The sequence below is a fragment of the Clostridium neuense genome, from assembly GCF_045310695.1.
GTDB classification, from domain to species: domain Bacteria; phylum Bacillota; class Clostridia; order Clostridiales; family Clostridiaceae; genus Clostridium_S; species Clostridium_S neuense.
Genome location: NZ_JBJIAA010000015.1, coordinates 145,028 through 161,474, shown reverse-complemented (window position 1 = coordinate 161,474; position 16,447 = coordinate 145,028). Strand labels below are relative to the sequence as shown.

7 protein-coding genes are annotated in these 16,447 nt (G+C 29.4%); 5 read left to right on the top strand and 2 right to left on the bottom strand.

Going from position 1 to position 16,447, the window contains the following annotated elements:
• The first annotated feature begins 14 nt into the window (after positions 1-14).
• The 5 genes from ACJDT4_RS17620 to ACJDT4_RS17600 all read left to right on the top strand — a co-directional run bounded on the left by ACJDT4_RS17620 (position 15) and on the right by ACJDT4_RS17600 (position 13,241).
• Positions 15-9,173, top strand: coding sequence for an amino acid adenylation domain-containing protein (locus tag ACJDT4_RS17620; RefSeq protein WP_406788901.1), 9,159 nt, complete (start codon positions 15-17; stop codon positions 9,171-9,173).
• Positions 9,174-9,361: 188 nt separating this feature from the next.
• Positions 9,362-10,276, top strand: a complete 915-nt coding sequence (locus ACJDT4_RS17615) for a carbohydrate ABC transporter permease (protein ID WP_406788892.1) — start codon at positions 9,362-9,364, stop codon at positions 10,274-10,276.
• 15 nt (positions 10,277-10,291) lie between these two features.
• Positions 10,292-11,113, top strand: coding sequence for a carbohydrate ABC transporter permease (locus tag ACJDT4_RS17610; RefSeq protein WP_406788891.1), 822 nt, complete (start codon positions 10,292-10,294; stop codon positions 11,111-11,113).
• 24 nt (positions 11,114-11,137) lie between these two features.
• On the top strand, positions 11,138-12,493 hold the full coding sequence (locus ACJDT4_RS17605) for an ABC transporter substrate-binding protein (protein WP_406788890.1): 1,356 nt from the start codon (positions 11,138-11,140) through the stop codon (positions 12,491-12,493).
• A gap of 25 nt (positions 12,494-12,518) precedes the next feature.
• Positions 12,519-13,241, top strand: coding sequence for a glycerophosphodiester phosphodiesterase (locus ACJDT4_RS17600; protein ID WP_406788889.1), 723 nt, complete (start codon positions 12,519-12,521; stop codon positions 13,239-13,241).
• Here the strand turns inward: ACJDT4_RS17600 and ACJDT4_RS17595 are convergent.
• Complete coding sequence (locus ACJDT4_RS17595; RefSeq protein ID WP_406788888.1) at positions 13,228-14,493, bottom strand: MFS transporter; 1,266 nt, start codon at positions 14,491-14,493, stop codon at positions 13,228-13,230. The two genes, ACJDT4_RS17600 and ACJDT4_RS17595, sit on opposite strands and share 14 nt — an antisense overlap.
• A 124-nt stretch (positions 14,494-14,617) precedes the next feature.
• Positions 14,618-15,838 (bottom strand): MerR family transcriptional regulator, encoded by a 1,221-nt coding sequence (locus ACJDT4_RS17590; protein WP_406788887.1) that lies wholly within the window; start codon positions 15,836-15,838, stop codon positions 14,618-14,620.
• Between the last annotated feature and the right edge of the window lie 609 nt (positions 15,839-16,447).

Here is a 16,447-nt window from a genome sequence, read left to right as displayed (position 1 = left end):
TAACAAGTGAAGATATAGAAAAGGGAGTAAGCAATATAGGAAAGCCGATTCCAACGCTAACCACATATGTAATGAATAAAGATTTAAAAATTCAGCCAATAGGCATTGCAGGCGAGCTATGTGTTGGAGGAGATGGTGTAGCGAGAGGATATTTAAATAACGAAAAGCTAACAGCAGAAAGATTTGTGAAGAATCCATACAACCTAAAAGAGAAAATATATAGATCAGGAGATTTAGTTAGAGTATTGCCTGATGGCAATATGGAATATATAGGAAGAATAGATCATCAGGTTAAAATAAGAGGCTTTAGGATAGAGCTTGGAGAAATCGAAAATAGATTATTAAAAATAGAAGGAATAAAGGAAACAGTAGTTTTAGCAAAAGGGGAAGTAGGAAGTAAGTACCTATGTGCGTACTATGTAGGAGAAAAAGAATACACCGTAGGTGAATTAAGAGAAGAACTAAAAAAATCTCTACCAGATTACATGGTCCCAGCATACTTTATAAAACTAGAAAGCATGCCATTAACACCAAATGGTAAAGTGGATAGAAAAGTATTACCAGAGCCACAGGGAAAAATCAACACAGGAGCAGAGTACGAAGCACCAAGAAATGAGTTAGAAGAGAAGTTAGTAGAGATATGGCAGAACGTATTAGGCGTAACTAATATAGGAATAAATGATGACTTCTTTGAATTGGGGGGACATTCTTTAAGTGCAACAACTTTAGCGGGGAGGATTTTCAAGGTATTAAATGTAGAAGTGCCGCTAAAGGAAATCTTCAGTAACGGAAACATAAAGGGACTCAGCGAATATATAGAAACTATTAGCAGCAAGCAATATGAAGCAATAGAAAAAGTAGAAGAAAAGGAATACTATGAAGCATCGTCAGCACAAAAAAGGATGCACATGCTCCAAGAGCTTGATCAGAACAGCACAGCATACAATATGCCAAGAGCTTTAGAGATATTAGGTGAAATTGAAATAGAAAAAATAAAGAATGTTTTTATAAAACTAATAGAAAGACATGAAACATTAAGGACAAGCTTTTATACTAAAGCTGATAAGATAGTGCAAAGAATTAATAAAACTAATGATATACAATTTGAAATAGAGAAAATAGAAATAAAAAATGAAGAAGAAGTGAAAGAAAAATTCGAAGAATTTATAAGACCATTTGACTTAAAAAAAGCACCATTATTAAGGGTAGGGATTATAAAATTAGAAAAAGAAAGACATATTATGTTCTTTGACATGCATCATATAGCATCAGACGGAGTTTCAATGTCCATATTAACAAAAGAATTTAGCAAGTTATATAGCGGAAAAGAATTAGGAGAATTAAAAGTACAATATAAGGATTATTCTGCATGGCAGTTAAAGAAGAGAGAAAGTGAAGAATTTAAAAAACAGGAACAATATTGGCTAAAAGAATTTAGTGACGAAGTACCAGTACTAAGCTTACCTACAGATTATAAAAGACCGAGGGTCAAAGACTTCAAGGGTAGAAGTATAAATTTTGTTTTAGATAAGGAAACAACTGAAAAGTTAAGAAAGATAGCTAAAGAAACTGGAAGTACCATGTACATGGTACTATTAGCAAATATAAATATATTATTATCCAAATATAGCGGACAGGAAGATATAGTAGTTGGAAGTCCAATAGCTGGTAGAAATCATGCAGACCTAGAAAACTTAATAGGTATGTTCGTAAATACTTTGGCAATAAGAAGTAAGTTAAATGATGAGTTGAGTTTTAGTGATTATTTAAAAATAGTAAGAAATAAGGCTTTAAAAGCATACGAAAATCAAGATTATCAATTTGAAGAAATTGTAGACAAAATAGATATAGATAGAGATTTAGGAAGAAATCCTTTATTTGATGTAATGTTTATTTTGGAGAATATGGAAGAATACAAAATAGAAATAGAGAATAGTATTTTCAAGCCATATAAATTAACTGGAAGCATAGAAAAATTTGATATTACAATTGATGCAAGAGAAGTCAAAGAGGAAATTTGTTTTAATTTGAGTTATGCAACTAGCTTGTATAAATATGAAACTATAAAAAGAATGATAAATCATTTTTTAAATATAGTAAAAGAAACGACAAGCAATGAAGAAATTAAGATTAAAGATATAGAATTAATGGATGAAGAAGAAAAGCATAAATTACTTATAGAATTTAATGACACAAAGGCAGCCTATCCAAGAGAGAAAACAATAAATGAATTATTTGAAGAAGGAGTAGAGAAGACTCCAGATAATATTGCTGTTGTATGCGAAGATAAAAAATTAACTTATAAAGAGCTAAATGAAAGAGCTAATTCTTTGGCAAGAGTATTAAAGAAAAAAGGCGTAGGAGCAGAAAGTATAGTAGGAATAATGGTGGAGCGTTCCTTTGAAATGATAGTGGGAATAATGGGTATTTTAAAGGCAGGAGGAGCATATATGCCAATAGACCCAGAATATCCAGATGACAGAATAGAATATATGCTAGAAAACAGTGAAACAAAGCTAGTATTAGTACAAAACAAGTTTAAAGACAGAATAAATAAAAATAACGTAGAAGTATGCAGGTTAAATGACGAAGAATTATACAAAGAAAGTAATGCTAACTTAGGTAAAACTGCTAGTGCAAAAAATTTAGCATATGTAATATACACATCAGGAACAACTGGAAAGCCTAAGGGTGTTATGATAAATCACAGAAGTGTAATAAACACATTAATGTTCTTACAGAAGAATTATCCTATGGATAAAGAAGGAGCATACTTACAAAAAACAAATTATGTATTCGATGTTTCTGTAAGTGAGATATTTGGCTGGTTTATAGGTGGAGGAAAATTAATAGTACTTAATAATGGATATGAAAAAGATGCTAAATATATATTAAAATCCATAATAGATAACTCTATAAGTCATATTAATTTTACTTCAAGTATGTTTAATTTGTTTTTAAATGAACTGGATAATAATATAAGAAATATAGAAAGCCTAAAATATATTTTAACAGCTGGAGAAGCATTAAGAATTGAAAATAATAAAGTTTTTAAAAATTTAATTAAGAGCACAAGGATAGAAAATCTATATGGTCCAACAGAAGCTACTATATATTCAACAAAATATTCATTGAAAGATGTATTTGATAATATACCAATAGGAAAACCTATTGATAACGCCAAAATGTATATAGTTGATAAAAATACTAAGTTAGTCCCAATGGGAGTAGTAGGGGAACTATGTATAGGTGGAGATGGACTTGCAAGAGGATATTTAAACAATAAAGAATTGACTGAAGAAAAGTTTGCAGAAAATCCGTATGAACCAGGGCAAAAGATCTATAGAACAGGAGATCTAGCAAGATGGCTTCCAGATGGGAACATAGAGTATTTAGGAAGAATAGACCATCAAGTTAAGATACGTGGTTTCAGAATAGAACTTGGGGAAATAGAGAGTAATTTATTAAAAATAGAAGGAATAAAAGAGGTAGTAGTTTTAGCAAAAGAAAAAGCAGGGAACAATTATCTATGTGCATATTACATAGGTGAAAAAGAATATAGTGTAGGAGAATTAAGAGAAGAACTTAAGAAATCCATACCAGACTATATGCTCCCATCATATTTTATAAAACTAGAAAGTATGCCGTTAACACCAAACGGAAAAGTAGACAGAGGGGCATTGCCAGAGCCACATGGGAAAATTAATACAGGAGCAGAATATGAAGCACCAAGAAATGAAGTGGAAAAACAATTAGTAGAAATATGGCAGGATGTATTAGATATCGATGAAATAGGAATAAATGATGATTTCTTTAGTTTAGGTGGAGACTCTATAAAATCAATACAAGTAATATCAAGAGCTAAAGCAAAGGGATATTATTTTGAGGTTAAGGATATATTCAACAATTCAAATATAAAAGCTTTAAGTAAGTGCGTAAAGAAAAATGCTGTAACAATAAGCCAAGATGAAGTGGTTGGAGAAGTAGAATTAACACCGATACAAAAACGATTCTTTGAAAAGAATTTTGAGGAAAAGCAGCATTGGAATCAAGCAGTAATGCTATTTAGTAAAGATGGATTTGAAAAAGAAATATTAGAAAAGGTGTTTAAAGCCATAATAATTCACCACGATGCATTGAGAATGGTGTATAAGAACGAAAATGGTGAAGTACATCAAATTAATAGAGGAACAAGTGAAAAGTTATACGATTTAAATGTATATGAAGGTTTAAATGAAGAAGAAATAACAGAAAAGTGTAACAAAATTCAAGATAGTATTAATTTAGAGGAAGGGCCTCTTGTTAAATTAGGTTTATTTAAAACCCATAAAGGAGATCATTTACTAATAGCGATACATCATTTAGTTATAGACGGAGTTTCATGGAGAATATTATTTGAAGATTTATCAAAGGCATATGAAATGGCTAAAAACGGAGAAGATATAATACTTCAAGATAAAACAACATCCTTTAAAGAGTGGGCAGTAGAGCAGAAGAAATATGCTGAGAGCTACAGTATAAGAAAACAATTAGAATATTGGAATGGCATAGATAAATGTGACATAAGGAAACTTCCTAAAGATAAAGAAGCAGCTGTAACCAAAATGGCAGATTTAAGAAGCATAGGATTTAATCTTACACAGCAGCAAACAGAAAGTTTATTAAAGAATGTAAACAACGCTTATAATACAGAAATTAATGACATACTTTTAACAGCTCTAGGATTAACAATAAGTAAATGGACAGGAAGTGAAAATACTCTAGTTAATTTGGAGGGACATGGTAGAGAAGAAATTATAAAAAATGTGGATATAACAAGAACAGTGGGTTGGTTTACTTCGCAGTATCCAGTAGTATTGAATAGTAATAACGATGATTTAGGAACCACAATAAAGAATATAAAGGATTCTTTAAGAAGAGTACCTAGTAAGGGAATTGGCTATGGCATAATCAAATATCTTTCTAAGGATAAGATGGAATTTAGGTTAAAACCAGAAATAAGCTTTAATTATCTTGGACAGTTTGATGAAGATATAAATAATGATATTTTTAATATGTCGCCTTTAAGCAGTGGAAATTCAATAGGTTTAAATAATAAGGGATTATACTCATTAGATTTTTCAGGAATACTCATAGATAAAAAGTTAAATATAGATATAAGGTACAATGATAAGGAATATAAAGATGAAACAATAAAGAAATTAATTCAGGAATATAGAAATAACCTTATAACAATTATTGAGCATTGTATGAATAAGCATAAATCGGAAAAAACAGCAGCAGATGTAACAAAGGAAGATATAACCTTACAGCAATTAAAACCGTATTTAAAAGATATAGATAATATCAAAAATATATACCCATTAACGCCAATGCAAGAAGGAATGTTGTACCATGCTCTAGCTGATAATAAATCAGAAGCTTATAATGAAGAATTAGTAATAAAGATAAAAGGACAATTAGATATAGAATTATTAAAACAAAGTTTTAATAGGTTAGTAGAAAGGCATGATATCTTAAGAACTGCTTTTGATTATGAAAGCTTTAATAGGGATATGCAAATTGTATTTTATAAAAGAAAAGCAGATGTCAGATATGTAGATATAAGTGATGAAAAATTTGATAAAGAAGACTATATAGATAAAGCAGTAAAGAATGATAAAAAGCAAGGCTTTGATTTAAACAAAGATGTCCTTATAAAATTGACAATAATTAAAACAGAAGAGGATGTATATAATATAATACTTAATAATCATCATATTATAATGGATGGCTGGTGTCTCAATATAATAATGCTTGAATTATTTAAGATATATAATGAACTCAAGTATGGATACAAAGCAAATTTAAAAGAAGTAGTACCGTATTCCGAGTATATAGAGTGGCTTAATAATAAGGATAGAGATGCAGCAAAAGAATATTGGAGAAAGTACCTTCTAGATTATAATGAGGTAACAGCAGTACCGTTTGAAAATAAAGAGAGCAGTAAGGGATATAAAAAAGAAGAAATTAACCTTAATATAGGAAAAGATATAACGAGAAAGCTTGAAGCAATAGCTAGAAATAGTAAGGTTACAATTAATACAATAATACAAAGCGTATGGTCAGTACTGCTTAATAAGTATAATAACAGCAGCGATTCTGTATTTGGATATGTTGTGTCAGGAAGAAATCCAGAGGTTAAGGGTATAGAAAATATGTTGGGATTATTTATAAATACTGTACCTTTAAGAGTTAAAGCAGAAGGAAATATGACGTTTAAGGAATTACTGACTACTGTTAATAAGTCTTTTTTAGAAAGTAGCGAGTATGATTTTTACCCTTTAGCAGAGATACAAGGGTTAAGTGAAGTTAAAGAAAAGCTAGTAAACAACATAATGATATTTGAAAACTATCCAGTTGACAGCGATGGCATTAATAATGAAGTATTGACTAAGAACAATCTAAAAATAATTGAAGGTAAATCACAAGAGCAAACAAACTACAACTTTAACTTAACTGTCATATATCAGGATACTATTTTAATAAAGTTTAAATTTAATGAATTAATGTATTCAAAGGATAATGTGCTAAAAATTAAAAATGATTTTGAAAGCTTAATAAATCAAGTTATAGATAATGCAGAAGTACTAATTAAAGATATAGAAGTAGTAAGGAAAGAAGAAAAGCATAAGTTACTTATGGAGTTTAATGACACAAAAGTAGATTATCCAAGAGAGAAAACAATAAATGAATTATTTGAGGAAAACGTGAAGAAGGCTCCAGATAATATTGCTATTGTATATGAAGATAAAAGGTTAACTTATAAAGAGCTTAATGAAAGAGCTAATTCATTAGGAAGAACATTAATGAAAAAAGGCGTAGGAGCGGATGATATAGTGGGAATAATGGTGCAGCGCTCCTTAGAAATGATAGTAGGAATAATGGGTATATTAAAAGCAGGGGGAGCATATATGCCAATAGACCCAGAATATCCAGAGAATAGAATAGAATATATGATAGAGAATAGTAAAGCTGAAATAGTATTAACTCAAAGTAAGTTTAAAGAAAAAATAAAGAATGAAAAAATAGACGTATGTGACTTGGAAGATGAAGAGTTATATAAAGAAGATAATTTTAACCTAGCTAAGACTGCCAGTGCAAAAAATTTAGCCTATGTAATATATACATCAGGAACAACTGGAAAGCCTAAGGGTGTTATGATAGAACATTCAAATGTAACTAATTTAGTACATGGATTAAATGAAAGTATATACAGTAAATATAATGATAATTTAAAAATAGCTTTAGTAGCTCCATATGTTTTTGATGCATCAGTTAAACAAATCTTTTGTGCTTTATTATTAGGAAATACATTATATGTAGTTCCAGAAGCTGCTAGAAAAGAAGGCGACAAGTTAGTTGAGTTCTACTTAAATAATAAAATAGAGATAACAGATGGAACACCAATGCATTTAGCAATGATGGCTAATTCAGAGCTTCTAACAAATAGAAACTTAAAGCTTAAAAATTTGATAATTGGTGGAGATAAACTTACACGAAAAGTAATAGAAAAGATATATAAGAAAATTAATAATAAGGAGCTTATTATAAGTAACGTATATGGACCGACGGAGTGCTGTGTTGATGCTGCATGTAATAATATAACTATAAATGATTTCAAAAATTATTTAAATATGCCAATAGGAAAACCAATAGATAATGTAAGAATATATATAGTTGATAATAACAATAAATTGATGCCAATAGGTGCATCAGGAGAACTATGCATAAGTGGATATGGACTCTCAAGGGGATATTTAAACAATAAAGAATTAACCGAAGAGAAATTTGTAGCAAATCCATATGAACCAGGGCAAAAGATGTATAAAACAGGAGATCTAGCAAGATGGCTGCCAGATGGAACCATAGAATGTCTAGGAAGAATAGATTATCAAGTTAAGATAAGAGGTTTTAGAATAGAAACAGGAGAAATAGAAAATACATTACTAAAAATAGAGGGGATAAAAGAAACTGTAGTAGATGCAAAAGGAAAAGAAGAAAGTGAGCACCTATGTGCGTATTATGTTGGTGACAAAGAATACAGAGTAGGTGAATTAAGGGAAGAACTTAAAAAATCTTTACCAGACTATATGCTCCCGTCATACTTTATAAAAATAGATAAAATGCCACTAACGATAAACGGAAAGGTAGACAGAAATGCATTACCAGAGCCACAAGGAAAAATTAATACAGGGGCAGAGTATGAGGCAGCAAGAAATGAAATGGAAGAGAAGTTAGTTAAGATATGGGAAGATGTACTGGGAGTAATGAATGTAGGAATAAATGATAACTTCTTTGAACTAGGTGGAAATTCTATTAAATTAGTTGATTTGTTGGTAAAAATGAAAAAACAATTAGTCCTAAATGTTACAATGGATCAGTTGTTTACAAACCCAACTATAAAAGATATTTGTAATTTATTATATTCTGGTTTAGGTGAAGGCGGAAAATTTGTTACAAGGCTAAGTTATAGTGGAGATAAAAATATATTTGCATTTCCACCGGCTATAGGATATGGATATTCCTATTTAAATTTAGTAAATAGAATAGATAATTATTCAATTTATGCATTTAGTTTTATTGATACTGCTAATATTATCGATGAGTATGTAAAAAGCATACTAGATACTCAAAATGAAGGACCGTTTATATTATTAGGATATTCTGGTGGAGGTAATTTAGCTTTTGAAGTCGCTAAAGTACTAGAAAAGAAGGGGTATGAAGTTTCTGATATTATAATGTTAGATTCGGCGGTAAAAAAATCAGTAAAAGACAATTTAACGTACCCTTCAAAGCACGAGGTTATTAGTATTATGAAAAACTTTTTTAATATAGACAATTTCCATGAATTTGAGGAAAATATAGCGGAAAGGGCTATGGTAAATCATAAAAAATATATACAATACAATAATAAAAATATAACCAAAGAAAAAGTAAAAGCTAATATCCATGTTATATCAAGCTCTAGTACTAGAGAAGTAAGAGAGCACTATGAATATTTATTAAATTGGGAGAACCATACAATGGGTAAGTTCGTTATATATGATGGGTATGGTCTTCATTTAGATATGTTATCAGGAGAACATTGCGATAAAAATGCAGATATATTAAAAAATATATTAGCTGAATAAAGTATATAAAACAAATGAATAAGTTTGTGTGAAATTAGAATAGGAACGTACATAGATTTGTGTAAACAAACATTGTACGTTCTTTTTTATGACCTTTTTAACATGTTTTTAACATGATTGTAATTTTACTCTAAAGATAAAAACATACAATTGATTTGTGTGAAATTTTTAGTTAAAGGAGAAGTTATATGGTAGAAGTGGTAAACAAAACAGAGGTTAAAGTGAAAGGGTCATATGCTAGAGGCAATATAGTGAATAAAATTGAACCGTATATTTATCTTATACCATGCTTACTTATATTTGGAATTTTTACTTATTTCCCTTTTATTAAAACCATATATATAAGCTTATTTAATACAGATGCGCAGGGGAGAATAAAATCTTTTGTAGCACTTTCAAATTATATTGAACTTTTTAAATCGGCATCATTTATAAATAGTATAGTTGTTACTTTTAAATTTGTAATATTAACTACCGTGCCATCTATTATTCTTGGATTAATTTTTGCGCTTCTTATTAATAATAAGTTAAAGTTTAAAAATGTTTTTAGTACAATGTATGCAATGCCTATGGCTGTTTCTTCAGCTTCAGGTGCTATAATTTGGCTTTTGCTTTTTAATCCAACTATAGGACTTATAAATTATATATTTAAGTTAAAAGTAAATTGGCTTGCTAGCCCATTCTTTGGATTAATAGCTGTAGTTATAGTTACCGTTTGGATGAACATGTGCGTAAATTTCATATTTATAGCTGCAGGACTTAAAAATGTTCCTAAGGAACTATGCGAAAGTGCTGTTATAGATGGAGCTAACTATTTGCAGCTTTTAAAGAATGTTATATTACCATGCTTATCCCCTACACTTTTCTTCGTATTGGTTATTGATGTAATAAATGCTTTTCAAACTTTTGGACAAATAAATATAATGACCTCAGGAGGACCTAGTGAAGCTACAAATGTTATAGTGTATTCAATATATAGAAATGCGTTCTTTAATAATAGGTTTAGCCTGGCTAGTGCAGAGTCTATAATTTTGTTTTTGATAATGTTTTTTATAACCCTAGTTCAATTTAAATATGAAAAGAAAAAAGTCTTTTATAGGTAGAGGTGAATTTTGAATATGAATAAAAGAACAAAGACTGTAATTCTTTATATTATAAATACATTATTTGGACTAATAATAATATCACCACTTATTTACGCACTTTTGGTTAGCTTTTTACCTCAAAATCAAATATTTACTTTTCCGCCAAAGTTAGTACCAAAGAGTTTTTATATAGGTAACTATATAGGTGCTTTAAAAATAGCTCCTATAATGAGATTTATACTAAATAGCTTTGTTGTTTCGTCAGTTGTAACTGTAGGACAAATTGTAATAGCATCGTCTGCTGCATTTGCTTTTTCTTTTTTAGAATTTAAATGGAAAAAGGTATTATTTATAGCGGTATTAGCTACAATGATGATTCCAGATGAAACTATAATGATATCAAATTATTTGACTGTTGGATCACTGAAATGGCTTGATAGCTATAAAGCTTTAATAATACCGTATTTAAGTTCAGCAATGGGAATATTTATGATGAGGCAATATTACTTAACACTTCCTAAAGAATTGTATGAAGCTTCTAAAATAGATGGATGTGGAAATCTTAAATTTTTGACAAAGATATTGTTTCCTATTTCAAAACCAGCAATAGGAGCATTGGGTGTGTACATTTTTTTAACGACGTGGAATCAATATATGTGGCCTTTGCTTGTAACAAGTAAGCCTACTTCAAGAACTGTTCAGATAGGTATAAGCATGCTTCAATTTTCAGAAAATCAATCTTACGGATTAATAATGGCTGGTATAGTAATGGTTTTGGTGCCATCCATATTAATATTTATAATTGGACAAAAGCAGCTAATAGAGGGAATGACTAGCGGCGCAGTGAAAGGCTAAAATTTTATATTAGGGAGGAAAAACATGAAAAAAAGATTAATAACTATGATGATTACAGGTTTACTAGCAGTATCTTCAATATTATCAGGATGTTCAGCAAGTAATGGTAATGCGGATAAGGCAGCGACAAACAAAAACATAGAGATTACGTTTTGGCATTCTATGGCTGGAAAGAATGGTGAAGCAATAACGAAAATGGTAAATGACTTTAATGCTTCTCATAAAAATATTAAAGTTAATGCCGAATTCCAAGGAAAATATGACGACTCAATAAATAAGTTAAAAAGTGCTGAAAAGGGAAATTCAGCACCAGATGTTATGCAAGTATATGATATAGGTACAAAATTTATGATTGATAGTAAGTGGGCTGTGCCAATGCAAAGTTTTATTGACGAAGAAAAATTTGATACATCAACTTTGGAACCAAACTTGCTTGGATATTATACAGTTAATAAAAAGCTTTATTCTATGCCATTTAATTCATCTACTCCAATATTATATTACAATAAAGATGCTTTCAAGGAAGCGGGAATTGATCCTAACAATCCTCCAAAAACTTTTTCGGAATTAGAGGAAGATGCTAAGAAGCTTATTAAGAAGGATGCTTCTGGTAAGATAACAAGATATGGTTTTTCCATGGCTATATATGGCTGGCTTTTTGAACAGTTTATAATAAAACAAGGTAAAGATTATGCTAATAATGGCAACGGTAGAAAAGCTCAAACTACAGCAGTTGCATTTGATAAAAATGGTGCTGGACTAAAGGTTTTAGATGAATGGAAGAAGTTAGTCGATAGCGGCTATGCGGGAAACTTTGGAAGGAATGAAGATGATACGGAAAATGCATTTATTGCAGGAAAGACAGCCATGTACATTGAATCAACTGCTGATTTAGGCTCTGATTTAAAATCAATTGGTGGTAGATTTGAGCTTGGGACTGCTGCATTGCCAAGTTTTGATGGCATAAAAGATGGTGGTGTTTCTATAGGAGGAGCCTCTTTATGGGCTTTAGATAATAAAGATAAAGACAAACAAAAGGCTGCATGGGAATTTATAAAGTTTATGGTATCACCAAATGAACAAGCTTATTGGAATACACAAACGGGTTATTTTCCTGTAACAAAGAAAGCCTATGATGTTCAAAGTTTTAAAGACAATTTAAAGAAAAATCCTCAATTTCAAACAGCTATAGATCAACTTCATGCTTCGCCAACAACTGCTAAGGGAGCATTAATGTCTGTATTTCCTGAGGCAAGGCAAACAATAGAAGGTGAAATAGAAAAAATGCTTCAACACAGTGAAACTCCAGAGCAGGCAATAAAAAATGCAGCTAGCTCTATAAATTCAGCCATTAAGAGTTATAATGATTCTAACAAGTAATTTATAGAAATAAGGTGAAGTTTATATGAAAAAAGTTCTTAATATAGCACATAGAGGTTTTAGTGGTGCTTATCCAGAAAACACGATGCTTGCATTTAGAAAGGCAGTGGAAATAGGAGCAGATGGCATTGAAACGGATTTACAAATGACAAAAGATGGCGTAATAGTTATTTGCCATGATGAAAAGTTAGATAGGACTACGGATGGGAGTGGGCTTATAAAGGAATACACTTATGATGAGCTTTTAAAATTTGATGCAGGGATAAAATATAGAGAGGCTTTTAAAGGGGAGAGAATACCAACTATAGATGAATTTTTTGATTATGTAAAGGACAAAAACATATTTATAAATCTAGAGCTTAAAAACAGCATAATAAATTATGAAGGCTTAGAAAAAAGGGTTATAGATAAAATTTACGAATATAAACTAGAGAAAAGTGTTATATTATCTTCTTTTAATCACTATTCAATGGTAAAAGTAAAGGAATATGATCATAATATAAAAACAGGATTGCTATGTGCAGCAACCTTATATAACCCGGGGAAATACGTTAAAGATGCTGGAGCAGATGCATATCACCCATTTTTTCCATCAGTTATGGACAAAAGTATTGTAGCTGAAATAAAAAGTGAAGGTATAATGATAAATACTTATACGGTAAACAAGATAGAATATATGGATAAGCTTATAAGTCTAGGAATAGATGGCATTATAACAAATTATCCAGACAAGCTTATTGCGAAGTAGATACATTTGATTTAATGTATAACATACTGAAAATATAAAGTCCTAAGCCACTTATTATTGGCAAAAGGTATACTGGTGTGAGATTTATAAGGGTTCCGGCTATGATTAGGGCAATAGGTAGAACTATTTTAGATAAGCTGCTTCCGAGGCCAAGTACTCTTCCTCTAAAATTCTCTGGGATAGTTTGTTGGAGCATATAAAAAAGAGGGATATTAATTGAAGCTATGGCTGCACCGGCTAATAGCATTATTAAAATGAAATATATTAAATAAAAGTTTTTGTCACGTATTTTGTAGTTGATTATAACAGATAGACCTATTGCTATCATGCAAATTGATAATATGATGTTCATTATTTTTGTGATTTTTGTATATGAGTATTTTTTTATGACTTTTTTTATTACAAGGGCACCAAAAATTATTCCAACAGAGAAAAATGCCTCTATTATGCCAAAGAAATTAGAATTCAATTTTAAAACATTATTTATTATAAATGGCATTGGAACATTTATTGATAGTCCAATAAAGAAATTTAATACAATAAAAACTACAAATACGTGTATAATATTTTTTTGGTTTTTTAAATAATTGATAGCATAAATTATATCAGTAAAAAAGTTCAAATTCCCTTTGTTTTTTTCACAATTACTGCAATTGAAATTAAAGCTCATAAATATTTCAAGTAATGCAGATATGCCAAAAGAAAAAGCATTAATTATGATAAATAATCTTATATTTATCAAAGCAAAAATTACACCACCAACCATTGGACCGACTATAGAGGATATTGATTCAATTATTTTATTAATAGAATTTATAGAAATAAGCAGCTTACTTGATACTAGATTTGGTTTTGCAGCTTCAATGGTTATTCCATAAATAGTAGAAAATATATTTAAGAAAAATGTACTTATATAAATCATTGGCAAATTTAAAGTATGTTTCAAAGTTAATTCATATAAAGCTAATAATAAAATGCTATTTAAAATATCTGTAATTACAGCAAGCAATTTTTTGTTTATTCTATCAGCAAGTACACCTGCAAATGGATTTATAAGAACAGTAGATAAAATACTTATTGTTAAAGTGGTTGCAAAGTTTAGACCGGAGCCAGTAAGTTTTAATACATATAAACTAATGGCAAAATTATATACAGATGTTCCAAATAGGGATGTAAAATTTGCAATTGAAAATAAAAATACATTTAAAAATTCTTTATTCTTTAAAAACTTTTTTAATGATAAGACTAACATTGTATATCACTTTCCTTTAAATATTGTTTAGCTATAAGTTAATTATAAATAGTCGTCTTATCACTATATCAATACATAAATTAATAAAATTTTGCTATGAAATAAACAAAAGATAGAGTTAACCCTACCTTTTGGCAAAGATTAAATATGAATATACTTTTTCTCCATTTCTAAAATAATTTTCATACTTTCCACCACTTTCCATATAGTCTGATATGATTTCGTCAGAGATATTATAGTTAAGCTTTGAAATTTCAGTTTTAATATTATTTAACATGAAGTTTTTTCGATATTTATCTTTTATTAAAGAATTTGAAGCGAAATTTTTAAATAAAATATAAGTGCCTGTTATGCTTGCACTGTCTTTTACATAGTTATCAATTAGCTTTAATAAAAACTCTTCATTATCAAAACTGTAATTACTTGTTCCGGAAATATCTAAAAGAATATCAACAGATTTATCACTTATTGGGATTTGTTTAAAATCTGAGCAAATAAATAATATGTTCTTTTTGCAGTTTACAGTTTCTAGTATGCTTTTTAAAGCTAAATGTCTGTTTATATCATGATCTACAGCAATATACAGTGAATCATCAGGTAGATTTTGATAAACACTTCTTAAAAAGAATCCAATTCCTGAGCCGAGTTCAAGTATTACTTTATTTTTTAAATTAGTAAAATCAATTTTTTTATAGAGCCAGTCCATTCCACGATAAATATTATCGAGATAATCTATATTGGTGGAATTTATATAGTTTACAACATAGTTAGAGTCAGGTCTAAAACCGTAATCATCAATATTTGCATTAGGAACTTTAAGTATTCCATTTTCAATTATGTATTCTTCACCACAATTACATACAAGTTTTCCATTTATAATTTGATTGTTTACTATACTGCCTTCACGAAGCTCTAAATCTTGCTTGCACTTAAAGCATTTTAAAATATTTAGTACTTTAATGTCTATACCCATGACGGATTTATTTTTAGCCTCAATATTTGAAAGAAGACTTAATTTTGTTTTGAGTTTTTCTTTCATTTTGTTAAGTTCTATTATTTGATTTTCTATTTGTTCATATTTATTTGTAAAAAATGTTTTGAAACATTTATTTTCTTCATAGGGAGTAAGTTTAGCAAATCTTTTAAACATAAAAATTGATTTGATTTCGTTTAATGAAAATCCCATTTCTTTAAGTAATAGAATGTCATCTAAATCCTTTTGGCAGGTGGTATCAAAGTTGTATTGGCCTCCCTTCTTCTCAGGTATTATCAAATTTATATTCATATAGTGCCTTACAGTATCTATAGTTAAATTATTAATTTTAGAAAATTTGCCGATTTTCATACTATTACCTCCATATGTGGCAAGTTTTAATAATAAATAATTATAGCATAATAACATGGGTGTTTATTGATAAAAGGAGAGGTTAAAGTGAATAGTAACATTAAGAAAAGAGCATAATGATATTTCCCCAATTTAAAAATATTAATGTTATCAAGGAATAGTTAAGATTGATAATCTTTACGCATGTATATCTTTTTAGAAATAAAAGAAGGCAATGAAGAAAGTGAATCAAGAGTTATATACTGGAATTTTATAAGATTAAAAAAATCATAAAGTGAGAACAAAAAGCAAGGTAAACTATGTTACTTATATAAATGAGAAGGACTGAAGACTAGAGAATAAAAAGTTTGCTTTAAATTAAGATGTAAAATATAGTATTGAAACTTAACAATATAAATCCTATAATAATAGTATTGATACAGAAAAAGAGTGTATCGATATTATTATAGATGAACAATCTGAAACTTCAAAATTGCAAGTTCCAAGTTTATCCTATTAAAATGGAATTTGAAAAACAGAGTAAAGAGTAGGAAGTAGAGTGAAGGATGATTTTTCTCCGCCACTCTACTCTTTGCTCTCTACTCTGCTTCAAATTCTAGTTTATATGGA